The sequence below is a fragment of the Paenibacillus sp. FSL E2-8871 genome (assembly GCF_038000345.1).
In the GTDB taxonomy this organism is placed as follows: Bacteria; Bacillota; Bacilli; order Paenibacillales; family Paenibacillaceae; genus Paenibacillus_AQ.
Genome location: NZ_JBBOBV010000001.1, coordinates 1,233,619 through 1,257,670, shown reverse-complemented (window position 1 = coordinate 1,257,670; position 24,052 = coordinate 1,233,619). Strand labels below are relative to the sequence as shown.

Genomic DNA, 24,052 nt, shown 5'->3' with positions numbered 1-24,052 from the left:
TTACAGAACTGTGAAATTTCTTTAATTTTAAGAATTTCTTATAAGATTTTAAGCAAGAAGAAACGACTTTGTCGTCCTTTAAAAAAGAGACCTACATCATAACTGTCCGCTCAACTGCAGTCAGTTATGATGTAGGTCTACCAATTGTACAAAGCCTAATGATTAATTATAATGGCGGCTGCACTAATAACAACTTCCCAAGCTGAATCACCGTTTGATCATACCAATCTGGATGCTGCCTAACGTGCTCTCTACTTCGTTCATTGCCGCATGCTTCAAACACGGCCGCTTTGTCTGTCTTCTCGGTATCGATTTCAAAGCGAACCGTATGTTTTCCATTCGGGAGCTCCGGCAAGAATACATACTGATTTCGATTATGATCGTTGTGTAGTGTGAATCGATCGATAATAAAGGGTTCCCCACCATCCACCGACACCTTCAATCTGCCAGAATCAGGCCCACCGATATCGAATAACCCGATATGGGTGCCCTCGAACTGCACCGTGATAGCCTCTCCAGGATCGACTGCTCGCCATAGGCCGGGGAACAACCAATTGTACTCGCGCACTAAAGCAAAATCATCGGGCGTCATGTAAGACCATCCTGCGGAAAAAGTAGTAAGACTATCCAGTGACAGCATGGTCGCATACTCCCAAGGATTAGCCGGAACCAACGGATTCTGAGGTAAGTGATGTACTAACCTTCCCTGATGACCTCTGAGTTCGATAATTACCTCAAATGACCGGGTGATCGTATCCGTGTAAATCTGGTGTCCTTCGGGAATAGTCGGATGGATCGAATCATGCGTAAAAACAACTGCTCCAGAAATGGACACGTCTTCCCTTGAGGTAAAAACGAGTTTTCCCTCCGACACCAAGTGACTGACCGCTACGCCCAGATGAATCGAAGGAATACCATAATAGTCGGCCACTTCCTCTTGCATTAGAGCCCCCTTCTGGTATTCCCCAGACTGAAATAAGGCTACATCCCGCTCCTTCAGTGTATAAACGAACAGGATATCGGTAAACCGGCTCCGCTTGCGGATCTGACGGACAATCCCTTCAATCCGCGCCTTGGATTCGGGATCTCCGCCATCGTTACCGACAAATTCAACAAATACTAGATCAGGCCGATGACGCAGTACATCTGTCTCCAAACGGGCACAACCCAAATCCGATCCTGTCCCATTAATGCCTGCATTCACAGAGCGGATATCCGCCTTAGGATATTTCTCACGAAGCCAATCCGCTGTCATAACCCTGTAGCCTTCAGAACGGGTATTACTGCCGCCGAAATAGACGATTGTTACGGTATCCCCATTTTCCAATTTCTGAATTATATTGGGGAGCCCATTACGAGGGAATAATTCCTTCATCGTGACTTCACCTGACCTCATTTATCAATTTTAGGAGCAAACAATTTTACAGCAAACACTTCAAAATAAGGCGAACCATACGTTGCGCAGAAATTAATCCGGATTCGGGTTACACGTTTCGCATCCACCTTATGTTTATTCAACGTGAGATAATTCCCACGAGTTATGATTGTCCTCTCGCTTCCGTCTTCTAAGGTCAAGGTCATATCATAATCTTGGATAAGGGACTCGATCGGGTCGTTGAAATGCTCCAAATCCAACTGTGAATTGAAAACAAGATGGATTTCGTCTACATTTTTGGGGCTTGCAAAACAGAATTCCAACCATTCCTGTTCTTCCGTACGTTCAGAAATCCAGCCGTTCGGTAGACCATAAGGTCTGGAGAAGCCGTTGACGACTTTCTCGGGATTATACATACTCTGGGACGGTAACAGATCCTTGAAGCAAATGCTCTTATTGAATTTCTTCAGCCTGGACGGCTCTTCCGGCCTATAATGGAAGCTGACCGCTCCTGTTATTTTTTCTTCATTGCCGTAGACGGCAAGGCTCGCCGTACCTTCCAATACGATGTAGATTTTGTCGTCAGCCGGTTTCTTGCAGCCCAAATTTAGCGTAATCCAGTCGTCATGACCGGCTGCAATAACCAAGCGGTAATCTTTCAACTCGCTGGTGGGAATGTAGTTTTCCTTCCGTTCCCCGCCAAACAGCTTTACATGCAAAGTTTCCGAATGCTCGGACCTATTTTTAATTTTGATCCGTACACTTTCAGCCACGGATGTCTGAATCGGCAAGACCAAACATAACCCTTTCTCCAAGGGAATCTCTTCAGTTGGATGAAGATTATCATAGCTGCGCTGAGACGAGGCACGAATAGTTAATCCGTCAGCGAAGTAAGGATTCAATTCCTCTTGAAGCCCTACAATCGTTTGGCCATCTCGAAGCAGCAGCGCCTGCAGCTCCTCCATATGAGATTCGACTATGGCCGCGGGGTCTATCTCATACTTCAAGCATAACGAAGCAGCCGTTCCAACCGCCTGCCCCATACAACCGCAGGTTGCCATTACTCTAGTAGATCCGAAAGCCACATGGGTAGCACTTATGTTGCGACCAGCAAACATGAGATTAGGAATATTTCGTGAATATAAACTGCGGAAAGGGATATTGTACAATCCTGGTACGAAATTCCATGCTGTAGCTGGCCCCTCATCGTAGATGCCCTTATTCGCATGTAAATCCATATACCATCCACCGACGGATACAGCATCTTCGAAATGCGGCTTTGCTGTAAGATCGTTCTGAGACAACATGTGGTCCCCTATGAACCGCCTCGACTCCCGCTTTCCAGGAATCGGGCATACATAATCCAAGATGAGATTGTCTACATCATCAAATTCGCCGCTATTTTTGATATAATCCCAAATCCCGTACACCAATTTCCGCAGTTCCAATGCGATGTCTTCATTATTCTTGATAATATCCATATGTCCACCATATTCTAGCCACCACAATCCGCCAAGCCCATTGATTTTTCTTGGTAAAGCCCGATGGTTTAAGCCTTTTCTGATACTATCAAAAAAAGCCAACTTCGTAATATCATACGCAAAGCCAGGTCTTTTGAATGGAACGGAATATTCTACGTCACGGGCTTGAAACAGGATCGTATCGCCCATGGTGTAATGGTCCGCCACTTCAGGAGCCAATTCTTCCATGTATTCATGCTTCGCTTCTCTGCCCCAGCGGAAGAGAGCACCTGCTTGATATCCGACAACTCCATCTCCGGAGCAATCGATGTAGGTTCGGCTTTCGAAACGAAATTTTCTTTCGGAAGCCAATTGAAGGCCCTCAACCCATTTAATTCTGCCGTTCTCCATGCCCGTTTCATGCACGCATGTATTCAGAAATAGAGAAATGTTAGGCTCAGCATAAACCATATCCAACAAGACCGTATCCGAAAGCGAAAGCATAAGCTTCTTGTTGTATAACGGATTATAGTGAAAAATCTTCAACTTGAGTTCTTCCACCAATCCGCCCTCGCGTGCATAATAGGATGGACTGTTTCCGAGATATGCTGACCCGTTGATATGAACCCGGACCTCGCTGCTCGCATTTCCTCCAAGAACCGGCCGATCATTAATAAGTGAAACCTGCAGCCCTTGGCGTGCGGCAGCAATGGCAGCGCATATCCCAGCAATACCTCCGCCTACGACGGTTACATCTGCTTTAATAAGCTCCATTTTGATAACCTCCATGATTAGATCCTTCTATCATGGTAAGCCTTTTGATGCCCTTTTTTTTACATGATTTCGCGAGAAATTTATACATTTTTTGCAACCTTATTTGGATTCATACCGTGTCATTTTTATCCGATATTGCTTAGGCGTATCACCCGTATATTCTTTAAATAATTTGCAAAAATAACCTTCATTCACAATTCCTACTTCCTCGCACAATTCCAATAAAGAATAATCCTGAACATTTAATAGCTCGAGAGCTAAGTGGATTTTTTTGCGGTTGATGTAGCTGATAACGCCCTCGTTCATTGTTTTTTTGAATAAGCTGCTAAAATACGATGGAGCTAAATTCACTTCCTCGGCAATCGCTTCGAGCGTTAATCTCTGTTTAAGGTTTTTCTCTATAAACCGCATAGCACTCATGATTTCTATACGATGTAAAAGTTGGCCAGCGTGTACATATTCGAATGTGAAGTCGCCAATATAGGCAAGCTGCTCCCGAAATGTCATGAATTTTATGGGAAACTCTGATGCATCCGTGGTCAACGAGTTCCCCGATTTAAATTTCGCAGTTATGTCTCTGTACAAGCCTTGAAGCATAGGTGCCATGATGGACTTATGAATTTTATAATCCGTCACAAATTGGTTTAAAGCAGAGAGTTCTTTTTCCAGCTCTTCCTTGGAAACTTTCCTTTGTACCCATGTTAGAAAATCAGCCAGTTTCAGCTGAAAGTCCTCCTTTTTGTCATTACGGTAATGGAACCGATGCATGGGTGTTTTGACTACTTTCTCTTCATGATAGTAGAAATCCTCACTCACGTTATTAGCTTCCATGTAAGCTTGTTTGATGGATTCCCAGCCTCGGTGCGGACCTCCAAAAGCTACGGATACCCTTTGATTCAAATATTGATGTAAATGGGAGACGATCTGACTACCCAATGAATGGCAAGCATATTCCGTGTCCATATCGCTGCGATTATTTTCCCAGGAAAGAAAGCCAATAAAACGATTATCGGATAGATCCGCAGCTACACCTCTGCCACCGTTCACCACAGTTTCTTCGATTATATTCGTAATCGCATATTTCAAGATGTTTTGATCAGACGCTGAATAATCGTTTCGGAAACTTTCATACAAATTCATTTCAACAATGAAGCAGCAATAGTTGGCTTGAAAGAAATGGAATTGCATGCGATTGGCAAAATCCGATGCCCGATGAGAAGGAATTTCGCCTCTGATAAGCTCATTAAAAAATTGCTTTCGGACTCTATATTTATTTTCAAGCACGGATACGTTTAACGATTGAAATTCCGCTTCTTTTTTCTTAACCTCATTTAAAATCCCGGCTGCCTTATCTAAAGCGCGATCTAAATCCTTTTCCCTGAGCGGAACCTTAACAATGTACTCCAAGACGTTGGCTTGAATAGCTCTCTGGGCGTATTCAAAGGATGAATAAGCGGTCAAAAGAATGTATTGGGTATGGGGAAGCTTTGGTTTTAGCTGCTCAATCATGGAAATTCCATCCATTCGAGGCATAACGATATCAGATATCACGATATCCGGCTTAAGCTTTACGATCTCCTCTATCCCCTCCAGACCATTTTTTGCTTTTCCCACTAAATGAAATCGCTTATCCCTATGGGAGAGCTCGTTAAAAAACAATTCCAATCTCTGAATGATTAGATCTTCATCGTCAACAATGAAGCAGGTGTAGTCTCTCACCATCATGCATCTCCTTTAAACGAGCCTGCTGGGAATAAGGCTTGAACACGGGTTATTTCCTTAGGTATGCTTATGATTTGAAGCCCGAATTGTTCTCCGTAGTGAAGTTTTATTCGGTCATGAATATTATTTAACCCGATTCTTTTCCTTTTCAATTCCACATCACTCGGTTCTGAAATCAAAATATGCTTTATTTTATCAGTTGGAATTCCCTCCCCTAGATCAACTACTTCTATGATGACGATGCCGCCCTCCCTGTACGCATGAATAGTAATAGGGCCTTCGATCCCCCCTCCGTTATAACCATGGAAGATACTATTCTCCACAAGGGGCTGCAGCAGCATTCGAAAAACTGGGAAATCTATTAAATCTGCTTCGATATTTTCAATCAAGTGGAAATTCCTGTTATAGCGGATGTTCTGGATCGCGATATAGTCCGAGACATTTTGCAATTCCTGACGTAGTGAAACCTTCTCCGAAGCATCAGCTATCCCATATTCCAATATTGAAATGAGAGACTCGATCACCACATCTACTTTCTCTATTTGTCCGAGTCGTATGACATTGCTGATAGAACCAAGCGTGTTATACAGAAAATGAGGGTTTATTTGAGACTGAAGCACTTGGATTTCCAGCTTCCGCTCAAGTTCATTATGTAGCTCTGCTCCCCGTATCAGTTCCACAATTTGCTGAAGCATACGATCGAATGCTCGGGAGAGATCTCCAAACTCATCGTTTCGGTTAATCGATATTGTAGTTGTGAGGAGGCCTTGCTCCACCCGCTTCATTTTTGTTTTGAGCGCATAGAGAGGGGTCCTTATATATTTGGCAATAAAAAAGGAAATGAACAGACTTAAGAGAAGACCTGCAGCTAGAAGCCCGATATAATAGGTTTCCAATCTGGACAAAGCAGCTTTCAAGCGTGATTCATCGTTGATCGAGATGATGGTCCAGTTGAATTTCTCAGTCGTTTTTTTCAGAAGGGAGACTGGAATACCATCCTTGGTATGTAGTTGAAGGCTTGTTTCTGTAGTATCCAGAATTTGTTCCGCCGTCGTTTCACCGATTGAAAAAGTATGATCTTGAATATTCATGGGTCCTTTATTTTCCGAAAATCCGGCAATGATTTTTCCCGATGCGGTGATTAGAGCCAAATCCATTTGTTCTTTTTTATTAATCTTGAACAAGGTTTCTTCAATGGCATTTAGATCCAAATCTACAGCAATGGCCATAGGAAACGGAGCACTGTTCAGATATCGAACCATCGTAACTGTCCAGCCGGAATATTTAGATTTGTAAGGATCACTGACAAATGTAGTCCTTCTATTCTTGTCAGCCGCATCAAACAAAGGTTCTCTTTCAGCTAAAGGTTCATCGAATATTCGGGTAGGTGTACTCCCGCCTAGAATGGATAAATCGCTTTTGATCAAATAAATATTACTGACGTAATTACTATTGAGTTCATACAGCTCTCTTAATTGCTTTTTAATTACTTCTGTATTGTCAATGTTGGCTTTCACCGATGTTTCGACCGAGAACAGGATCGTCTGAAAGGAGGAAAAATTAACTGTGAAATACTGATCTACCTTGTCTAGTATTTGGTTGGTGTAATAAATGTCAGTTTTTCTTATTTCCTTTTGGACATAGTGGTAAGACAATTGACTTATCAAGATTATGCAGCTTAATACAAATGCAAATACGATAAAAAATAATTTTAAAGGCAAGCTGATTCTTCTTCGCATCTATCATCTTCCTTTTAAATCTGTATTAAACAAATAATATCATATGATAAGAAGAAACGCCTTCGGCGTCCTTTTTAAGGACGATAAGCGTTTCTTCGAAAAATAGAAGGATAAAGTATAAAGTAAAACTTATACTTTCTTATATTTCAATAAAGAGAGGGGCTATTTATAGCCTCTCTCTTTGTTTAAAAGATAAGAATTTATATGCTTCGCGCATAAATGTTCCTTATCTTTCTCGCTGAAACGGTACCGTCCTTTAAAAGGACGGCGAAGCCGTTTCTACTTGATTTACTTGATTAAGCCCGCTTCTTTAAATTGCTTGATTACTGTGTCCTTATATTTCTGCATGTCAAACTTGGTATCCAACGTATTGAGGAAATTCTCCCAGTTAGAAAGAGGATCTTTGCCGGTCATAAATTTGACCAAACTTTCATTAATGAAACGTTGGCGGTCAGCTGCCAATGTATCGTTCGGGTCTTCAGTCAATAAATTCCCGGGCAAAGTAGGCGCCACGTATTTCTGATTGTTCTCAAAAGCTTCTGCCGTCTTAGGATTCTGGAAGCTGAAGTACTCAGCATCATCACCACGACGCGGCATTCTATAATGGTCAACCCATAGGTACTTTTCTTTCATTTCCTTTGATAATTCGGAGGTTTTATTCTTGATCTTGCCGTCCACTAAATCCCAATGAATTCCTTTAATTCCGTATGCAAAATTCGGATATGCTTCTTTGTCCGTAAAGAGATAATTCAGCATGGACAAGATCCGAATGATTTTGTCCTTATCCGCTTTCTTGGATATGGCCCATGAATTGCCTTGGAACGATTTTCTCTCTACAATTTGATCACCATAAGGACCTATCATTGGAGGAATAACGATCCATTCTGGCACCTCTCCACTGATTTCTTTCATTTTCTGCTGATAATCCGGTTCCAGCCTGCGTGCATCTCTTATCATGAAGCCAACTTTACCCTTAAATAACTTTTGGTCCAACAAATCGGGAGTATTCATTGTCACCCAGTCTGGATCTACAACTTTGGCTTCCATCATTTTATTGATATAAGCGAGCGCCTCTTTCATTTTTGGGTCGGTATACAAGAACACCGGTTCATTGTCTTTCACATCAATGGCTGATGGAGGATTGACGCCAAACATCCACATCAAACTATCGAAGCCGTAGGTTTGCAGATTGCCTTCTTTATTCATGCCGCCTATGAATCCGTAAGTATCGTTTTTGCCATTACCGTCCGGGTCTTTCTCTGTAAAGGCTTTCATAACTTCGAATAACTCGTCAGGTGTCGTTGGCACTTCCATATTCAGCTTTTTCAGCCAATCATTGCGAATGAAGAAGCTTCGACTGATACCATTTACATTATCATAACCTGGAACCCCAATGGTTTTTCCTTGATAGGACATCGCCTCCCAGGAGTCGTTGCTAAAACGTTTCTGTAATTCAGGAAATTGATCCAGATACGGTGTCAAATCCGCAAGAACGCCTTGGTCATAATATTGCGCGAGATCAGCCCGGCTTTTCAAGAAAATCAAATCTGGAATATCTCCTCCAGCAATGAGCGTATTTAATTTAGTCGTTGCTTGACCTGATTGAGGAATCATCATTTCCAAGTCGATATTTACTGCTTTCTCCAACATTTGGCGTTGGATATCTTCTTCACGGGGAGGAATCGGAGCAGCAGCATTGAAAGTGCCTTGGTTAAACATCGAAATTTTCAATTTTTTTTCAAAGGGACTAGACTGGCCTTGTGAATTACCCGTAGCTGACGATGTAACCTCTTTTTTGTCCCCACATCCTGACAATACCGTTCCCACACCGACCATTACTGTCAGAATAGCAAATGTAATCGCTTTACGTTGCATAATGACCTCTCCTTTGCTTCTATATTATCACGGTTTCCCCGTAACAACTCAGGTTGGAATTTCTTTTTAACCTTTAACAGATCCCAAGAGTACACCTTTGGTAAAATGCTTTTGCATAAATGGGTAAACGATCAAAATCGGAACTGTAGTCACGACAACTGCTGCCATTTGTATAGCGAACGTACTAACAGCTCCGGTATTGGCAAGCGAATCAGCACTTTGGGTTGCGACGTTAAGCAGGATGTTGCGCAAGATCACTTGAAGCGGCATTAAGTTGGAATCATTGATATAAACAATAGCATCGAAATAACTATTCCAATGCCCGACTGCGTAAAATAAGGAAATTGTGGAAAGGACGGGCAAGGACAAGGGTAAAATGATCCGCCATAACGACTGAAGCTCACTAGCACCGTCTACCCTCGCTGATTCCTCGATTTCAGCAGGCAATTGCTCGAAAAAGCCTTTAATGATCACCAGATTAAATGCACTAATGAGATTTGGAATAATCAATACCCACGGACTGTTTAGCAATCCCAGAGAGCGGACTAGTAAATAAGTTGGAATTAATCCTCCCCCAAACATCATGGTGAAGACAATGAATAGTAAAAATGGGCTTCGACCCGGCAAATATTTTTTGGATAACGGATATGCCGCTATTACCGTAAAGAACACATTAAGAGCAGTGCCTACTATCGTTCGAAACAATGTAATTTTATACGCCTGCCCGATACCATGAGAAATGAATACTTCTTTATAGGCTAGAAAGGTAAAGGATTCTGGTATAATAACAATTCCTCTTCTTAACACTTCCGATTCTGGCGTCACTGAAACAGCAACTACATATAGAAAGGGTAGTAAGCAAAGTAGAGCTAGCAAAATAAGAATAAAATAAACGACGGCTTGCCAGACTTTCTCTCCGATTGTCAAATTGATCATATTGATAACCACCTCACCAAATTTGCCCATCGAATTTTTTGGCGAGCTTATTCGCTGCCAACACTAAAACAAATCCGATGACCGCTTTAAACAATCCCACAGCAGTAGCCAAGCCAATCTTAAGTCGCTCGAGCCCTTCACGGTATACCCATGTGTCGATAATGTCGATCTTCTCCTGATTAAAGCTGTTGGCAAACATGAATATTTGGTCAAAACCAGCATCCAGAATATGGCTTAATTTAAGGATCAGCATCAGAATCATCACGCCTCGAATACCGGGAAGTGTTACATGCCATAGCTGTCTCCATTTGGAAGCGCCATCAATTCTAGCCGCTTCATATAAGCTTGGATCGATTCCTGCTAATGCTGCAAGGTACAATATCGCTCCCCATCCAATATCCTTCCATATTTCAGATAAGATGATCAGCAGTCTGCCCCAGGCAGGTTCCGTTAGGAATGAGATGGGTTCAACTCCAGCTTCCTTCAAAATCATGTTAAAAAGACCATCCCCTGGGGCTAATAATGCCACCATCATTCCATAAACAATGACCCATGATAGAAAGTGGGGTAAATAAGTGATCGTTTGTACGATTTTCTTAAACCATTGGGTATAAACTTCATTGAGCAGCAAAGCAAGTATGATAGGAGCTGAGAAACCGAACAATAGCTTATACAGCGATATGATTATCGTATTTCTCATGATGTCCCAGAAATAAACGCCGTTCATAAAATCTGTAAAATTTCTAAATCCCACCCATGGACTATCCCATAGTCCCAATGCTAGGTTATAGTTTTTAAAAGCAATAATGATTCCCGCCATAGGAACGTATTTGAAAACGGCAAAGTAAAGTAATGCCGGGAACAAGAGAGCGTACATCACTTTATACTTTTTTATCGTTCTTATCCATGAATTTCGCTTTTTGGTGAGGGGAATGGCGTCCGCTGCCAATTTTGCTTGCATATCATCACCTCGTCTTTATTTATATTTGTATAATAGCATCTCACTACCCGAATAAATTTCTGTGATTTCAAGAATTTCTTATAAGATTTTAAGTAAGTACAGCCTTGGATAATTCCAATACAATAGGCATAATTGTCTTGCATTAAAGCTCGTACAATAACTCTGACTCGAAAGTTTGAGTATAGACCAAATACAATCCTGAGGTTTCAAACAAAAAAAGCCCTGGAAAAAATTGGGCTTAATTTAATGAGTCATGTTTTTTATATAATGCATCCACGTATTTTATTTTCTATTACTAAAAACTACATTCATGAGCAAAAAAGGCATCCTCCAGCGTGGAAGGGTTACCTTTTACTTCTCCAATGTTCCATCTGCAACGATTGTTCCATGCTTAATAATTACCACATCATCAACCGTCGCTGTATGCTCTTCCATTAGATGAATGGATTGTAACACCGTGTTTCCAGACTCAGCCTGTTCACGTAAATTTAGACTTCTCATTAAATAAATCAATAGTGCTTATGACTGAGCCAAAATTCCTTTAACAAACAATGAGACACTGTGCTTGTAGAACTCTTCCTCGGTGACGAGTTGGGATTGATATTGCCGGTGAATCAGCTCGCTCATCTGAAATCCGTAGCACATCGAGAGAAAAGACATTGCGACAAGGCGCTCATCCTGTCTGGCTATAACTTTTTTATTCTGCAAGCGTTGAAAATATTCAACCAGCAAGGAGTGAAGCTTCGCCGGCGGATCGGCTAGCACTCTGTCTAATTCGGGAAGCATTCCTTTGTCGCGGATGCCAATCAAAATGATGTCCGCATTTTTATGGAAAAACATACGGTACTGCTGGCTTACATTCAGCAGATCAACTTCCGGATTATCGGTCGCGTCCTCTTTTAACAGCTTCTCAAATTGCGGGATATCCGAATGTCTTTCAATGATGGCTTCCAATATGCCTTGCTTGCTTCCAAATTGCCGAAAAATCGTAGATTCATTGACTTTAGCTTCCGTTGCAATGGCTTTGGTGCTTACTCCCCGATAGCCATTCTTTTTGATGAGCTGTGTCGCGGCTTCAATGATTCTGTTTGAAGTTTGCATTGTACTTCTCCTTTTGCATATGTTAATCCTATTCTACTACAAGTTTTGCATATGCAGCAGGGTCGGGGTTCATCATTTTGATAAACGTTTTTTTAAGGCAAATCACTTCTTTTTTCCCAGCGGCTTGGTTCCGTAATCTTGACATGATCAGGCACCAATTGCGTGAGCGTGCCTAATTTATCAAATGTAATCTGGATTCGGTCAGAGGGCAACAGCCATTCTTCGGTCTCGATTGCGCAGCAATCCGGTATCGTCCCCATTCCTATAATTGTGCCCGGGAGTGGCGTGAAAACTTTGAGAACCTCCTCCATCACTTTTGCAGGGTGTGCAGAATACTCGGATGTGCTTCCCTTCCAGTGCAGTCTCTCCCCGATGCGTACATCCACATCCAGTGCCAGCGGGTTGTCGATTTCATCCGGCGTAACCAGAAATGGCCCTATTCCTTTGCTGCGATCAAAATCTTTGCAGCGCGTCGGTCCGGTCAGCCCCTGGAAATCCGGCCATTGCACATCGCGGACAGTACTGTCATTAAAAATAACATAACCTGCAATGCAGTTCTCCATCCCTGTAACAAAGGCCAGCTCCGGCTCAATATCCAGGTAGGAAGAGTACGAAGGCCAATGAATCGTATCTCCATCGCCAATTAATGCATTATGGTTACATTTGTAATAACTGAAAGTTACTTTGTTCGGATCTTGCTGGAATTTTTCAGCAATTTTTTGTTTAAGCTCTTCTCTTTCCGGCCCTGTATATTCTCTTTGCAGCAGATTTACGCCAGCATTTCTCAGATGTCTTGGTGTCAGTCCGAAATCGATAAGCGCAGCCGGATTTGGAACTGGCGGCAGCAGTTTTACCGCTACAATCGGGCAGATTTCATTTTCATTAAATTGATGCGACTGTTCGACCGCATATTGCATTAATTCCTTAGCGGCATCATAACTTGACGGTAAATAATGAAGATAGCTGTCCATACTTTCAAGACTGTCAACGAATGTTCCCTGCTTTTTCATGATTGCGGCAAAAGACACGACAAATTTCTCGTTAATTACAAGCCCAAACAAAGGTTCCTGGGATGTCTTGGTTTGAAAGGTTACTAGTTTCATGTTGCAGCGCCTCCATGCATGTAGTGTGATGTTGTTCTGTTACATCATATTACATGGAGCGAATGCATGCAAGTACATGCTTGCATTTATGTTTTCCACTCTCTATAATAAAGGCATGCTTTACCCCAAAAACATATACACAAAGGAGAATTTTCATGAAGTATGGACGTATTATCCAAAAACCTCGCGTTAAATTTTTTGAAGTCGCAGATGGCGTCTTTGCCGGTATTTCGCCGTATCGCGGCATCAGTTGGGCCAATGCCGGGTTCATCAACAAGGGTGAAGGGCTGGTGTATGACACGTTCTTCGATTTGTTCCATGCACGGGAAATGCGGGAGGCTTTTAAGGAAGTAAGTAACGGTGGCTCTCCCGCATATGTGGTGAACTCGCACTATAACAGTGATCATGCCTGGGGAAACAAAGTGTTTGAAGATGCTTGCATTATTATGCACAAGGAAGCGTCCAGAGAGCGTCTCACCGAAAATATCGCCTGGATGGATAACGTCATCAGAAGAGGAAAGGATTCTCCGGAATCGACTTCGGGCGAGCGGTTTTTTGCAGCGGAATTTGAAGGATTCGACCTGGAAGGCGTAGAATGGGTGCTCCCGAATATTGAGATAAAGGACGATATCAACATCCGTCTTGGCGATACGGAAGTTATGATTTACAACGTAGCTCCGGCCCACTCTGACAGTGACTTGCTGCTGTGGATGCCAAAAGAAAAAGTGCTGTTCGCCGGCGATGTCGTGTTTAACGGGTGTACGGCATACAGCGAAGAGGGAACCCACAATTGGGTTAAAGTGCTTGACCGCATTATTGATGAAATTAAACCCGAAATCGTTATTCCAGGACATGGCGCCATCTGCGGCCTGGACTTCGTGAAGGAGCAGAGAGACTACCTCCTGAACTTGATCAGCGAGTTCAACAAGCATTACAATGACGAAATTGATGCCTTGTCCCTGACCAAGCAAATTGATATTTCCCGCTTCATTCATTGGATTCAGCCAGAACGCTTGTATGTTACAGTGGACATCCTATTGAAAAGCAAACGAGGATTACCACCCCTTCCTATTTGGAACGAGGTGCCTGCTAAGCTGGAAGACATGAAAGTTTTTTTGGCCGGAAAATATGGTAATCAAATCAAGCCATGGGACCCTATGAGTGTTTGGCAAGAATAGCAATTTGAAGCTAGCCTACGAAAAACAAAAAATGGCCCTGTCGCAAACGATGCGAACAGCGGCCGTTTTTTTGAATTGTTCAACGGAATTAAAATGGGCGCTTAGAACCGACTATGATCAACCCCAACTAGATTTGGAGAAGATTCCCGTTGTTTTAATATTTATTATTCCAAATAGCCTTTTGCAATTTTCATCAAAGTTTCTTTGCTTACTTTATTTATGTCTCCACGTAAAGTATAGGCGTATTTCACCTTTTTGTCTGGGCTCTCGTATACCCATTTCAGCTCGTGCGTCTGCGAAGGAGCAAATTCTGTATGCAGCATTTCTACTCCCTTCACTTGAACCTTCTCCTGCTTAAATTCAACCTTCTCGTCAATATACATTGTAGGATCGCTCTTTCCACTCAGATTAGTGATATTAACCCCGATTTTATCTTCGCCATTTTGATACGTAGCAAAGAGAAGGAAAAACTGATCTGTCATTTCAACCGGCATCATGGCATATCCCTGATTGGATTCTTCCGCCTTCTTTCTCAGCTTTTCTGCCATTTTCTTTTTTTCTTCCGAAGAAGGAGGATTCACTTCCTGAGCATTTTTAAAGATTACGTCCGCCTTTTGGAATGTATAATTTCCATTGACTTTGTCTGCGATCTTAATGGATTTATCCGTAATCTTATCTCTCAATTGAGAAAGATCTTGGAAGATAGTCACCTTCGTTCCAAGAATTGTTTCATGATTCGGATTATTGGCAACCATATAGAACAGCCCAGCTTCCCCGTTCTTTAGCACCTTATCCTTAAGTTCATAAAATGCCTTGTAACGCTCTATCTCATCTTTCGATTCTGTTTTTCCGTAATCTTTCGTCGATTTAGTCTCATATACGACTTCGCCATCCTTATTCGTCAAAGAATGATATTGAACTGCCGCATAACCTGTGGAGGCCATTAACATCATCCCTACACACGCAGTCAAAACAACTTTATATTTCATAAAAAACCTCTCCTTTTCTTTTGGCTTAGCATGTAATATTCTCATTACTTTTCCTGTCAAGTCGGCGTCGGGAATGCGCGGGTCATCAAACAGTCTTTTCAAATCCCGATCCCTGTCCATATTCATACACTCCCACTCCCTTCACTTGAGCATAATACTTTCGAAATTTTGCAGATGCACGTTCGTACTTTTTACGAAGGCTGGCACTGTTTTTGCCGAGAATCAATCCGATCTCCTGGTAGCTTTTATCCTCGACACAACGTAAGATTAACAAATTACGCTCTTCCGCCGATAATTTTGCCATGGCTTGATGTACGGATTCATCAAAATAGTTGGCTTCAATATGCAAGTCGACTTCATTATTTTCTTTCTCATCCTGGTAAAAGAAAGGCAAATATTTCACCAACTTTCGCTTACGGATGATGTCGATACATTGATGGTAGGCAATCTTGTATACCCAGGCGCCAAAATCTATTTGATATTGGGTATATTTCTTCAACGTGCGGAATGTCTTCAAAAATACTTCCTGTGCGTTATCCTCGGCTTCGGCATAATTGCCTAGCATATGATAACAGTAGAGAAAAATCGGTTTTTGATAAACCTCCATGATTTTTTCGAATTTTTCTGTGTCCCCATCCAACACATCTGCTATGATCTGACTTAACTCCGTATCATTCAAGCTGTCTCCCCCCCCTTTCACTCTATACAACGAAGAGCTCGACCCAAAATGTGACAGCAATTGTTCATGGATTAAGCCATAGCTAATTACTTCAAAGAGTATGCCATCATAAACCTTAGGAATATCATGACTATGTATCATCACATTTTCTGTAGTAGATTCAAAGAAAAAACGGATTTTGGTGTTTACCTAAATCTTATATAAAAAACGAAAGGTGCCCTAAACAGCCATAAAATGGCTTTCTGGACACCGCAAGAGAATTAATCAGTCTTTTGTTTCTTTTGTTTTAGATATTCATCTAGGTACGATTGGTAAATAAAACTGTAATAAGTAGTGCTAGAACTTCATAAATCCAGATCGTCAGTTTACTCATGAGCAGCCCAATCGATTCGAAATTGTATTCTTGATGTCCATTTCCTTCTTCTATTAAACTGCATACTTTATTCTATTAACAAGAAAGGAGCTGAATGCAATGGGACTTAGTTTTCGTAACAATACGAGTTTAACCGTATATGTTGCCTTCGCATATTACTCCTCTGCAAGCTGTAATCAGGGCTCTATCCCCTTGATACCTTGGCCCAGCTGGTATGAAGCGGTAGGTTGGTACACAATAAATCCAGGTCAAACGATAGAGGTATTGAGTGGGGCAGTCAACAATCGAGAGATATATTACTATGCTGAATCTACAGATAGGAGTCTTGTATGGTCAGGTGTTAACTATCTCACTCTACCGCAAAATGCTTTCAAACTTTGTGGTGGCGCAGGTTACTGTGATGCTCCGCTTTGTAGAAGGCTAGGATTGAGAAAAATCAGGATTGGTAACTTCAGAAATTATACAGTTAATATTGTATCTAGTAATATTCAAAGTCAATCTAAGTTTTTAAATGTCAACACGGCAGTTCCTGGTAAAAAGAAGAATGTTGGCCGGAGTACCTCACCTATTAAAGATCTTCGAGTTGTACGGCCTGCTGCTGGCAGAAAATCTATCTCGAAACGTTAAGTAAAAAATGCAGAAACAGTCTTGGACTTTCCTATTCAGTCCAAGACTGTTTCTACTTGTGATAGAAGAGGAAACTTGATTTAATAGTTCTTTTTTCCTTCTTAAAACATCGGGTATGATTCCGAATGTTAACCTAGTCCTAGCGCCCAACTCCCGAGAGCCTATTTTTATTAACTCCCTCTCTATCTGTCTATTTCACTCCTTTATATTTTTACATATATTAACATTGTATTTAAATCTATAGAATGGAGTGATATAAATGAGTTTTTATGTACAAAATAATACCCCTAACTATATTTGGCTTGCTATTGCTCACTATGATCCAAATTGTAGCCCTACCACTTATGTTAAGAAGGGGTGGTACCGATTAGTCCCAGGTAGAAGTTCACTTATAGTAACTGGGTCATCTGCAAATCAAAGATACTATTATTACGCGTATGACAATTCCGGAAATACGTGGAGTGGTAATTACTACACGTATATTCCTAACACAGTCTTCGACATGTGTTGGGTAGAAAGATGCCAGGGCACAGGCTGTAACAAGGTAGGTTTCCGTGAGCTCATAGTTGGAAATTATCAGAATTATACTTTGACTTTTACGAATGGAATCAATAGTTCAGCAAAATTAAGAAATACTATAGTGTCAAAAAAAGGATCTCCAAAATTCAAATTGGATAGATCGAGCATAAGAAAGTCACCCGGCAAGGTGGGGAAAATCGGTAGGGTTATTAGACCTTTACGAGGCTTATAGAATAGGTTACTTTGAAAACAAGGCGAGGGTATAGTTTTTAGAATTTATCAGAAGCAACCTGTAGAACTTTTTCCTGCGGGTTACTTCTGATATTTTAAGTAAGATAGTTGCAGGAGATGAAGTTTAGGGAAGTCGAGGTCACTAAATCATCAGTCCTCAACTTCTCCGATCATTTGCTTTTCGATTTGTTTCATCTCATAAAAATAGCCTTTTTGCCCCATCAACTCCGAATAGGACCCCGTTTCGACTACCCTGCCTTGGTCCATGACCACAATCTGGTCCATCTCTTCCAATCCGGATAGCCGATGACAAATCAGGAGAAGCGTATCATTAGCCGCCTGTGCGTAGAGATGCTTCAAAACGTGATGCTCTGTCACATAATCCAGCGATGAAGTGGGTTCGTCCAGAAGCCATACCCGTCCTTTGCGGAGCATCACTCGCGCTAGAGCCAGCCGCTGCTTCTCGCCGTCTGACAGATTCTCCCCTTTTTCATACACCATATCGGTCAACGATGTATCGGGCAGCTGCATTTTAGCTAGCACATCCAACAATTGTTCGTCAGCATGTTCTTCTCCATTCAGCAGCAGGTTGTCCCGGATCGTTCCCCGGAAGAAATGACTTTGCTGAAATACCACATTAGCCGTTTGCCAAATGCTCGTCTCATCCAGTTCCTTCACCGAAATGCCGTTTAATCGTATATCTCCAGCCGTTGGTGTTCGAAGCTTGAGCAGCAATTCGATAATCGTTGATTTTCCTGACCCACTCGGCCCGACAATCGCCGTTTTGGAGCCAGGTAAAATGTGCAGGGACAAATCCCTGAGCGCCGGTCTCCACTCCCCATCATATTGAAACGTAACATCGGATAGTTCCATCGTAACAGCATGATCAACAGACAATGTGCCACTTGGCTGCGAGGACTGCTCATCAAAGGTCTGAACTGTTTCCGTCAGTCGTTTGGCTGCGTGTTCGCTATCCTCTTTATACGCTGGTAATGTGGCCATAGCCGTCGCTTCTTCAAATACGGTTTGTGATGCCATGACCAGCATGGCAAGAAATACGCCTGCAAGCGCTCCTTCCATAATTAAATATGCGCCGAGCGTCAGCACTCCCCAGGAAACGAGAAACGTAACAAAAGTGTGCATCGATTGCCCGCGCAACAAGTGCCCGGCTGCTCGTTGCTGTTCAGTTGCCAATACAGCAGAAGCGTGCTGAAGCTGCTCCTCCCGCTGTGCCAATTGACCGTATACTTTCAAATCCCGGAAACCGTACAACACTTCGGTAACTTCCGTGGATAGCTGCGCCCTCTGCTCACGAACGCGTCCATGTATTCTCCGCTGCCCGAGTAACACAATTCCCGGTACAACGAATGCGGTTATCAGCATACCTAGTACAAACAAAACGGCAATCCAGATCGAAAAGGTAGAAGTAAACAGCACCGTAGCCAAAAACACCATGACGACCATGATCGGAGGATAAGCGACTCGCAAGAAATAATTTTGTAAACTTTCGACATCCCCAACGATCCGCGCAAGCAGATCCCCGCTTCGATTTTTGTTCAATATACCAGGCGTTAAAGGAATAAGCTTGGCAAAAAAGGATGTACGTAAACGGCTAAGCATGGAGAATGTCGCCCGGTGAGAATATAAGCGTTCTCCATAACGACTCGCCGCCCGAAGCAGACCAAGCAGTTTGACCATCGAGGTGAGTACAATTAAAGTATAAAGCGGTGGCGCAAATACCGTTTGCGAAATTAGATACCCGCTCGCAGAAAAGAGTGCCACACCGGCTATGCCGGCGATAAATCCACCCAAAATCGAAAGAATGATATCCTTACGCTCCTGAATCATCGCCTTTGACAGAACGGCCAGTTCATTCATGAGGATATCCCCCCTTTCCGCTCTACATCAATCATCTCGGCATATTGAGGCAGGCGCCCCAGAAGCTCTTCATGCCGTCCGGAGTCCACCAACACTCCATTGTCCATAAACAAAATCTTGTCGGCTTGTTGAATCGTATATAATCGGTGAGCCACCGTAATCATCGTAGCCGTTTTTGCCAGTTTGGCTATGGAGCGTTGCAGTACCCGCTCGGTGTGCAAATCCAGTCCAACTGTGGGTTCATCAAACAAAATGATAACAGGACGCTTCAAAAAAGCGCGTGCTAAGGCAAGCCGTTGCTTTTCCCCACCAGACAGTCCCCTGCCTCCTTCACCAACAAAGGTATCAAATCCATGCTTCAATTGGGCTGTAAGCGCAGTGAGTCCTGCTTCCTCCCCCGCCCGCTCAATTTCTGCCCTGGAGATGCTCCCACGAGCACCAATCGCAATATTTTCAGAAAATGTGCCTGCAAAAATATACGGATGCTGTGTAATGTAGCTAACATGTTCGAACCATTCAGTTTCATCGTATTGCGAGAGTGGACTACCATTCACCAGAAGCGTTCCAGATTCTGGTTTTAGCAGACCGGCAATGAGATGGAGCAAAGTCGTTTTACCGGAACCACTTTTACCTACAATCGCAATATGTTCTCCCGGTTTAAACTGGATCCGACCCGTCTCAAGCTTGAATGAATCTGGAGCATATTGAAACTGAAGATGATTTATTTCCATGGATGGCGGTACTGAAAGATCATTGGAATTTGCAATTTCCAATTTGCTTCCCCTGTCGACTCTATCCATGCTGTCGATCTCGTCGAGTCCATCGGTTGTTAATGCTTCTTCAACGCTATTCGCGTCCCTGCTCTCCCCTGCCGGTTCTTCAAGCATCTGTTCCACCTTACGAACCGCACCCATACTTGTCCGGCCACTGTGAAAGGCCGTTCCCGTATTCTTTAAAAGGTTGTAAAACTCGGGAACGAGCAACAACACGAGAAAGGCGGTGTGGAACGTCATAGATTTGAAAACAAGCAATTGGATGGCCAGTTCAAGAGCGACAATGCCAATGCTTAGCATCACGATCGATTCCAGCATGAAGGTATTCGTAAACGCAATCTTCAAAATGCCCATTGTGGCATCACGGTAACTAAGGCTACTGTGTTCAATTTTCTGTTGCTGACGGTGTGCCCGTCCAAATATTTTTAACGTCACCAGCCCTTGAAGAGAATCCAGAAAAGTACCTGAAAACTCGGCCAGCTGCGCATATTTTTCTTCGGATTTGTTCTTCGTTTTCAGCCCTACCAAAATCATGAATAGCGGGATGAATGGAGCTGTAAATAATAGAATGAAACCTGTGTTGGCATGTTGGATAAATGTAACGACCAAAATCAGAATCGGGATGATAGCAGCTTCCATCATACGCGGCATGTACTGACTGAAATAACTATCAGCCTCATCCACAGCATCAAGAGCAATACTGACCTTGCCTCCCGTCTGTCCACGAAGGGTGGAAGGCATGGAAGCATGGGTCAAGTTTTGCAGCACGGCTGCGCGCATATTTGTCTTGGCAGTGGCAGCCATACGCAAGCCAACTTTACCGTTTCCATATGACAACAATGTGCGTACAGCCATAACAGCTAGAAGAATGCCGAGCAACATGATAACCGATGAAAATGAAGCTCTCTCCACAAAAATCCGTTGGACTGCTTCAGCAAGCAGTCCAGCCTGACTCACAATAGCTGTACCAAGCGCGAGCGAAAGGATCGCGAGGAGGGCCATATTTTTTCTTTGTGAAGACATTTGTTGAGAAATCAGACTGGATTTCCTCGGCACAGATCACACCTCCTTTATATATAGGCTTGTAGAGAAACCTCATACACGCCGTAATGGATCAATTAGCTTTATTTTTTCCCTTTTACATAATCCGCATCAAACAGGAAGAGCTTGAAGACCAGAATAAGGGATGGGATCAACAGGCACAGACCGCCGATAAACACAACAACTAAGGCTAAGCCCATTGCTGGTGAAGTTGCACTGCTCTGAATCGTGATATACGGATCGAGAATATAAGGGTATTGCCCAATCCCATAAGCGAAAAAGGCACAGAAAAATTGCAGCATGATGCATATGAAAGCTAATCCGTAACGGCGTCCGTTATATAACAGCCACATCGCGATCATGAAGAAAGCAACGGAAAGTGCCAAGAGCCACCATAAATCCATCATATTTTGAAAATGCCGCTCATTGTGTTGACCCAAATAGATAAATGCTGTCAGTGCGAGAATTATCGTCGGTGTGCTCCAAAACAGGGCGTAGTTCCGCATCAGCTTCAACGCGGAATGATCCTCTGCACGAGATGCGTAAAAAGTCAGAAATGAGCCGCTTATGAACAAAACGGACACGATTGCCAGTCCAACGATGCTCCACGATAACGGATTGGTAAACAGCGCCCAGTAATCCAGAGAAACCGTCTCAGCCTGCTTCACAATAAAGCCGCCTTCAGACAAAGTAAGTGCCACTGACAACGAAGCCGGAATAAGCAGACCTGTAGCTCCGTACAAAAAAAGATATACTATGTTTTTCTTGGAACCATAATTTTCAAAAGCGTAGAACGAACCGCGAATCGCAAGAAGAATAACTGCAATACTTCCCGGAACAAGCAGCGCGGAGCCATAATAATAGGCTGTGTCCGGAAAAAATCCGACGATGCCAATATAGAAAAAGATAAAAAATACATTTGTAATCTCCCATACGGGTGATAAATATCGGGAAATCAGACGATTAATGAGATGATCCTGCTTCGTCAAACGGGCATAAAAGGCGAAGAATCCCGCTCCGAAATCAATGGAAGCTATAATTAAATAGCCGTACAAGAACAGCCAGAGCACCGAGATGCCAATTATTTCGTAACTCATCATTCAGTGCCCCCCTTTTCCACAGATTGATTAGGATGTTCCTTCATCCATTTCTCCATCTCAACTTCTGCCGGATTATTGTTGAACAAACGTCTTAGCACGATTACACACATACTGCCGAGTACGATGTACAAGAGCAATAAGGCGAAGAATATAATTCTTACATTGGGTGAAGTCGTGGCAGCCTCCTCTACACGCATATATCCACGGATAATCCACGGCTGTCGCCCAACCTCTGCATAAAACCAGCCCAGCTCTACAGCTAGAAACGCGAGCGGTGCGATCAGTGCGATGATGCCAAGCATCCACTTGTTAAGCACATTGCGTTTTTTCCAGAACACAAACAGGAAGTACAGGACCGAAATCGCGAGCAGAGCAAAACCGATTCCAGCCATTAAATCAAACAGGTAGTGAACAAGAAGCGGTGGCCATTCTTCCTTGGGGAATTCCTCCAGCCCCGTTACCTCCGCATTAAAGTCTCCAAAGGCCAGGAAGCTGAGCACTTTCGGCAAATGAAGAGCCCCTATCACTTCATGCTCTGCATTCAGCCATCCCATTAGAACCAAGTCCACACCGCTACCCGTCTCAAAATGCCACTCTGCCGCTGCAAGCTTCTCTGGCTGATGCTCGGCCAAAAACTTGGCGGACACATCACCAGCTAATGTGTTCAACAAGCTGAACAGCAAAACGACCGCCATCATGAGATTCAAGGATTTTTTGTGGTATGCGGACACTCCTTTTCTCAGCATCGCAAAGGCTGCAATCCCGGCTAACAAGGCAGCTCCTGTCAAATAGGCCGAGCTTAATACATGGAACACCTTGGAGAAGGTCGCCGTATTCAGCATCGCTTGCACCGGGTCAATCGCTGTGAATTGGCCCGCTTCCATGACAAAGCCTCCAGGCTGGTTCATGAATCCGTTCACCGTCGTAATAAAAACGGCAGACATGCCTGCCCCGGCGACAATCGGAATCGTCAACAGCCAATGGATATACGGATTTTTAAACCGATCCCACGTATACAAATAAATGCCCAGGAAGATGGCCTCAAAAAAGAACGCGAACACTTCCATGAATAACGGAAGTGCAATAACATTCCCAGCCAGTTTCATAAAATTCGGCCATACCAGGGCTAATTGTAGTGATATGGCTGTACCGGTCACGACACCAACCGCTACAGAAATGACAAATCCCCGAGACCATCTCTTTGCCATAAGTGTATAATGGGGATCCTTTTTGCGGATCCCGATGAACTCTGCAATAGCGATCATTAGCGGTATACCGACGCCAATCGTCGCAAAAATAACGTGGAACCCGAGAGTCAAGCCTGTCACCAGCCTGCTCCATAGCACCGTATCAATTGCCATTCTTTACTGCTCCCTTCAAACGCTGTTCATTTTTCGTCATAACTTGATGCTTATGATTAGGCCGGCTAATCCTGGGGCTGCATTCAATATCAGGTTTAGCAGGGCTCAGCGACATCGTTGCCTGTTCGTTTTAGTATGACGTTCCTCGTTCTTTGCTATGTAAAAAGAGAAAAATTTCACAAAGCAAGAGTTGGCGAGCCTGATTTACCTGATACTGAGCAGTCAAATTAATAACGTGACCTAATGATTAAAATCAT

General features: G+C 43.1%; 19 protein-coding genes. 3 read left to right on the top strand and 16 right to left on the bottom strand.

Annotation, left to right across the window (positions count from 1 at the left end):
* Positions 1–166: 166 nt before the first annotated feature.
* The 10 genes from NYE25_RS05740 to NYE25_RS05695 all read right to left on the bottom strand — a co-directional run bounded on the left by NYE25_RS05740 (position 167) and on the right by NYE25_RS05695 (position 13,046).
* On the bottom strand, positions 167–1,375 hold the full coding sequence (locus tag NYE25_RS05740) for a GDSL-type esterase/lipase family protein (protein WP_341128298.1): 1,209 nt from the start codon (positions 1,373–1,375) through the stop codon (positions 167–169).
* A 17-nt stretch (positions 1,376–1,392) separates the two neighbouring features.
* Complete coding sequence (locus NYE25_RS05735) at positions 1,393–3,609, bottom strand: FAD-dependent oxidoreductase (protein WP_341145371.1); 2,217 nt, start codon at positions 3,607–3,609, stop codon at positions 1,393–1,395.
* Positions 3,610–3,708: 99 nt separating this feature from the next.
* Complete coding sequence (locus NYE25_RS05730) at positions 3,709–5,334, bottom strand: response regulator transcription factor (RefSeq protein WP_341145370.1); 1,626 nt, start codon at positions 5,332–5,334, stop codon at positions 3,709–3,711.
* Positions 5,331–7,070 carry a sensor histidine kinase gene (locus NYE25_RS05725; protein WP_341145369.1) on the bottom strand — a complete coding sequence of 580 codons (1,740 nt, stop codon included), beginning with the start codon at positions 7,068–7,070 and terminating at the stop codon, positions 5,331–5,333. Before NYE25_RS05725 ends, NYE25_RS05730 begins: the two co-directional genes overlap by 4 nt.
* Positions 7,071–7,358: 288 nt before the next feature.
* Positions 7,359–8,945, bottom strand: a complete 1,587-nt coding sequence (locus NYE25_RS05720; RefSeq protein WP_341145368.1) for an extracellular solute-binding protein — start codon at positions 8,943–8,945, stop codon at positions 7,359–7,361.
* 66 nt (positions 8,946–9,011) lie between these two features.
* Entirely contained in the window at positions 9,012–9,881 is an 870-nt protein-coding gene (locus NYE25_RS05715; protein ID WP_042188438.1) for a carbohydrate ABC transporter permease, read from the bottom strand.
* Positions 9,882–9,894: 13 nt separating this feature from the next.
* Complete coding sequence (locus NYE25_RS05710; RefSeq protein ID WP_042188436.1) at positions 9,895–10,842, bottom strand: ABC transporter permease; 948 nt, start codon at positions 10,840–10,842, stop codon at positions 9,895–9,897.
* A 351-nt stretch (positions 10,843–11,193) separates the two neighbouring features.
* Entirely contained in the window at positions 11,194–11,343 is a 150-nt protein-coding gene (locus NYE25_RS05705) for a hypothetical protein (RefSeq protein WP_256721588.1), read from the bottom strand.
* Positions 11,344–11,361: 18 nt separating this feature from the next.
* Entirely contained in the window at positions 11,362–11,943 is a 582-nt protein-coding gene (locus NYE25_RS05700; protein ID WP_341145367.1) for a TetR/AcrR family transcriptional regulator, read from the bottom strand.
* Between the two features lie 92 nt (positions 11,944–12,035).
* Entirely contained in the window at positions 12,036–13,046 is a 1,011-nt protein-coding gene (locus tag NYE25_RS05695) for a fumarylacetoacetate hydrolase family protein (protein WP_341145366.1), read from the bottom strand.
* A gap of 155 nt (positions 13,047–13,201) precedes the next feature.
* Here NYE25_RS05695 and NYE25_RS05690 point away from each other — a divergent pair, with 155 nt between their 5' ends.
* A complete protein-coding gene (locus NYE25_RS05690; RefSeq protein ID WP_341145365.1) occupies positions 13,202–14,224 on the top strand; it encodes an MBL fold metallo-hydrolase in 1,023 nt (340 codons plus the stop codon).
* Between the two features lie 164 nt (positions 14,225–14,388).
* Here NYE25_RS05690 and NYE25_RS05685 read toward each other — a convergent pair whose 3' ends face one another.
* Together NYE25_RS05685 and NYE25_RS05680 are read right to left on the bottom strand one after the other, a co-directional pair.
* Positions 14,389–15,213, bottom strand: a complete 825-nt coding sequence (locus tag NYE25_RS05685) for a hypothetical protein (protein ID WP_341145364.1) — start codon at positions 15,211–15,213, stop codon at positions 14,389–14,391.
* 85 nt (positions 15,214–15,298) lie between these two features.
* Positions 15,299–15,892, bottom strand: a complete 594-nt coding sequence (locus NYE25_RS05680; RefSeq protein WP_042188431.1) for an RNA polymerase sigma factor — start codon at positions 15,890–15,892, stop codon at positions 15,299–15,301.
* A 472-nt stretch (positions 15,893–16,364) separates the two neighbouring features.
* Here NYE25_RS05680 and NYE25_RS05675 point away from each other — a divergent pair, with 472 nt between their 5' ends.
* Positions 16,365–16,892: a DUF1036 domain-containing protein gene (locus tag NYE25_RS05675; protein WP_341145363.1), complete on the top strand. Its 528-nt coding sequence runs from the start codon at positions 16,365–16,367 to the stop codon at positions 16,890–16,892.
* Between the two features lie 259 nt (positions 16,893–17,151).
* Positions 17,152–17,643 carry a DUF1036 domain-containing protein gene (locus tag NYE25_RS05670; protein WP_341145362.1) on the top strand — a complete coding sequence of 164 codons (492 nt, stop codon included), beginning with the start codon at positions 17,152–17,154 and terminating at the stop codon, positions 17,641–17,643.
* A 149-nt stretch (positions 17,644–17,792) separates the two neighbouring features.
* Here the strand turns inward: NYE25_RS05670 and cydC are convergent, their stop codons facing one another.
* From cydC to NYE25_RS05650, 4 genes are all read right to left on the bottom strand, one after another.
* Positions 17,793–19,520, bottom strand: a complete 1,728-nt coding sequence (gene cydC / locus NYE25_RS05665) for a thiol reductant ABC exporter subunit CydC (RefSeq protein ID WP_341145361.1) — start codon at positions 19,518–19,520, stop codon at positions 17,793–17,795.
* Positions 19,517–21,316, bottom strand: a complete 1,800-nt coding sequence (gene cydD / locus NYE25_RS05660; RefSeq protein ID WP_445667168.1) for a thiol reductant ABC exporter subunit CydD — start codon at positions 21,314–21,316, stop codon at positions 19,517–19,519. Before cydD ends, cydC begins: the two co-directional genes overlap by 4 nt.
* A gap of 101 nt (positions 21,317–21,417) precedes the next feature.
* The gene (locus tag NYE25_RS05655) at positions 21,418–22,434 is read right to left on the bottom strand and encodes a cytochrome d ubiquinol oxidase subunit II (protein ID WP_042188427.1); all 1,017 of its coding nucleotides are present in this window, start codon (positions 22,432–22,434) and stop codon (positions 21,418–21,420) included.
* Positions 22,431–23,795: a cytochrome ubiquinol oxidase subunit I gene (locus tag NYE25_RS05650; RefSeq protein WP_076283693.1), complete on the bottom strand. Its 1,365-nt coding sequence runs from the start codon at positions 23,793–23,795 to the stop codon at positions 22,431–22,433. Before NYE25_RS05650 ends, NYE25_RS05655 begins: the two co-directional genes overlap by 4 nt.
* Positions 23,796–24,052: the final 257 nt, after the last annotated feature.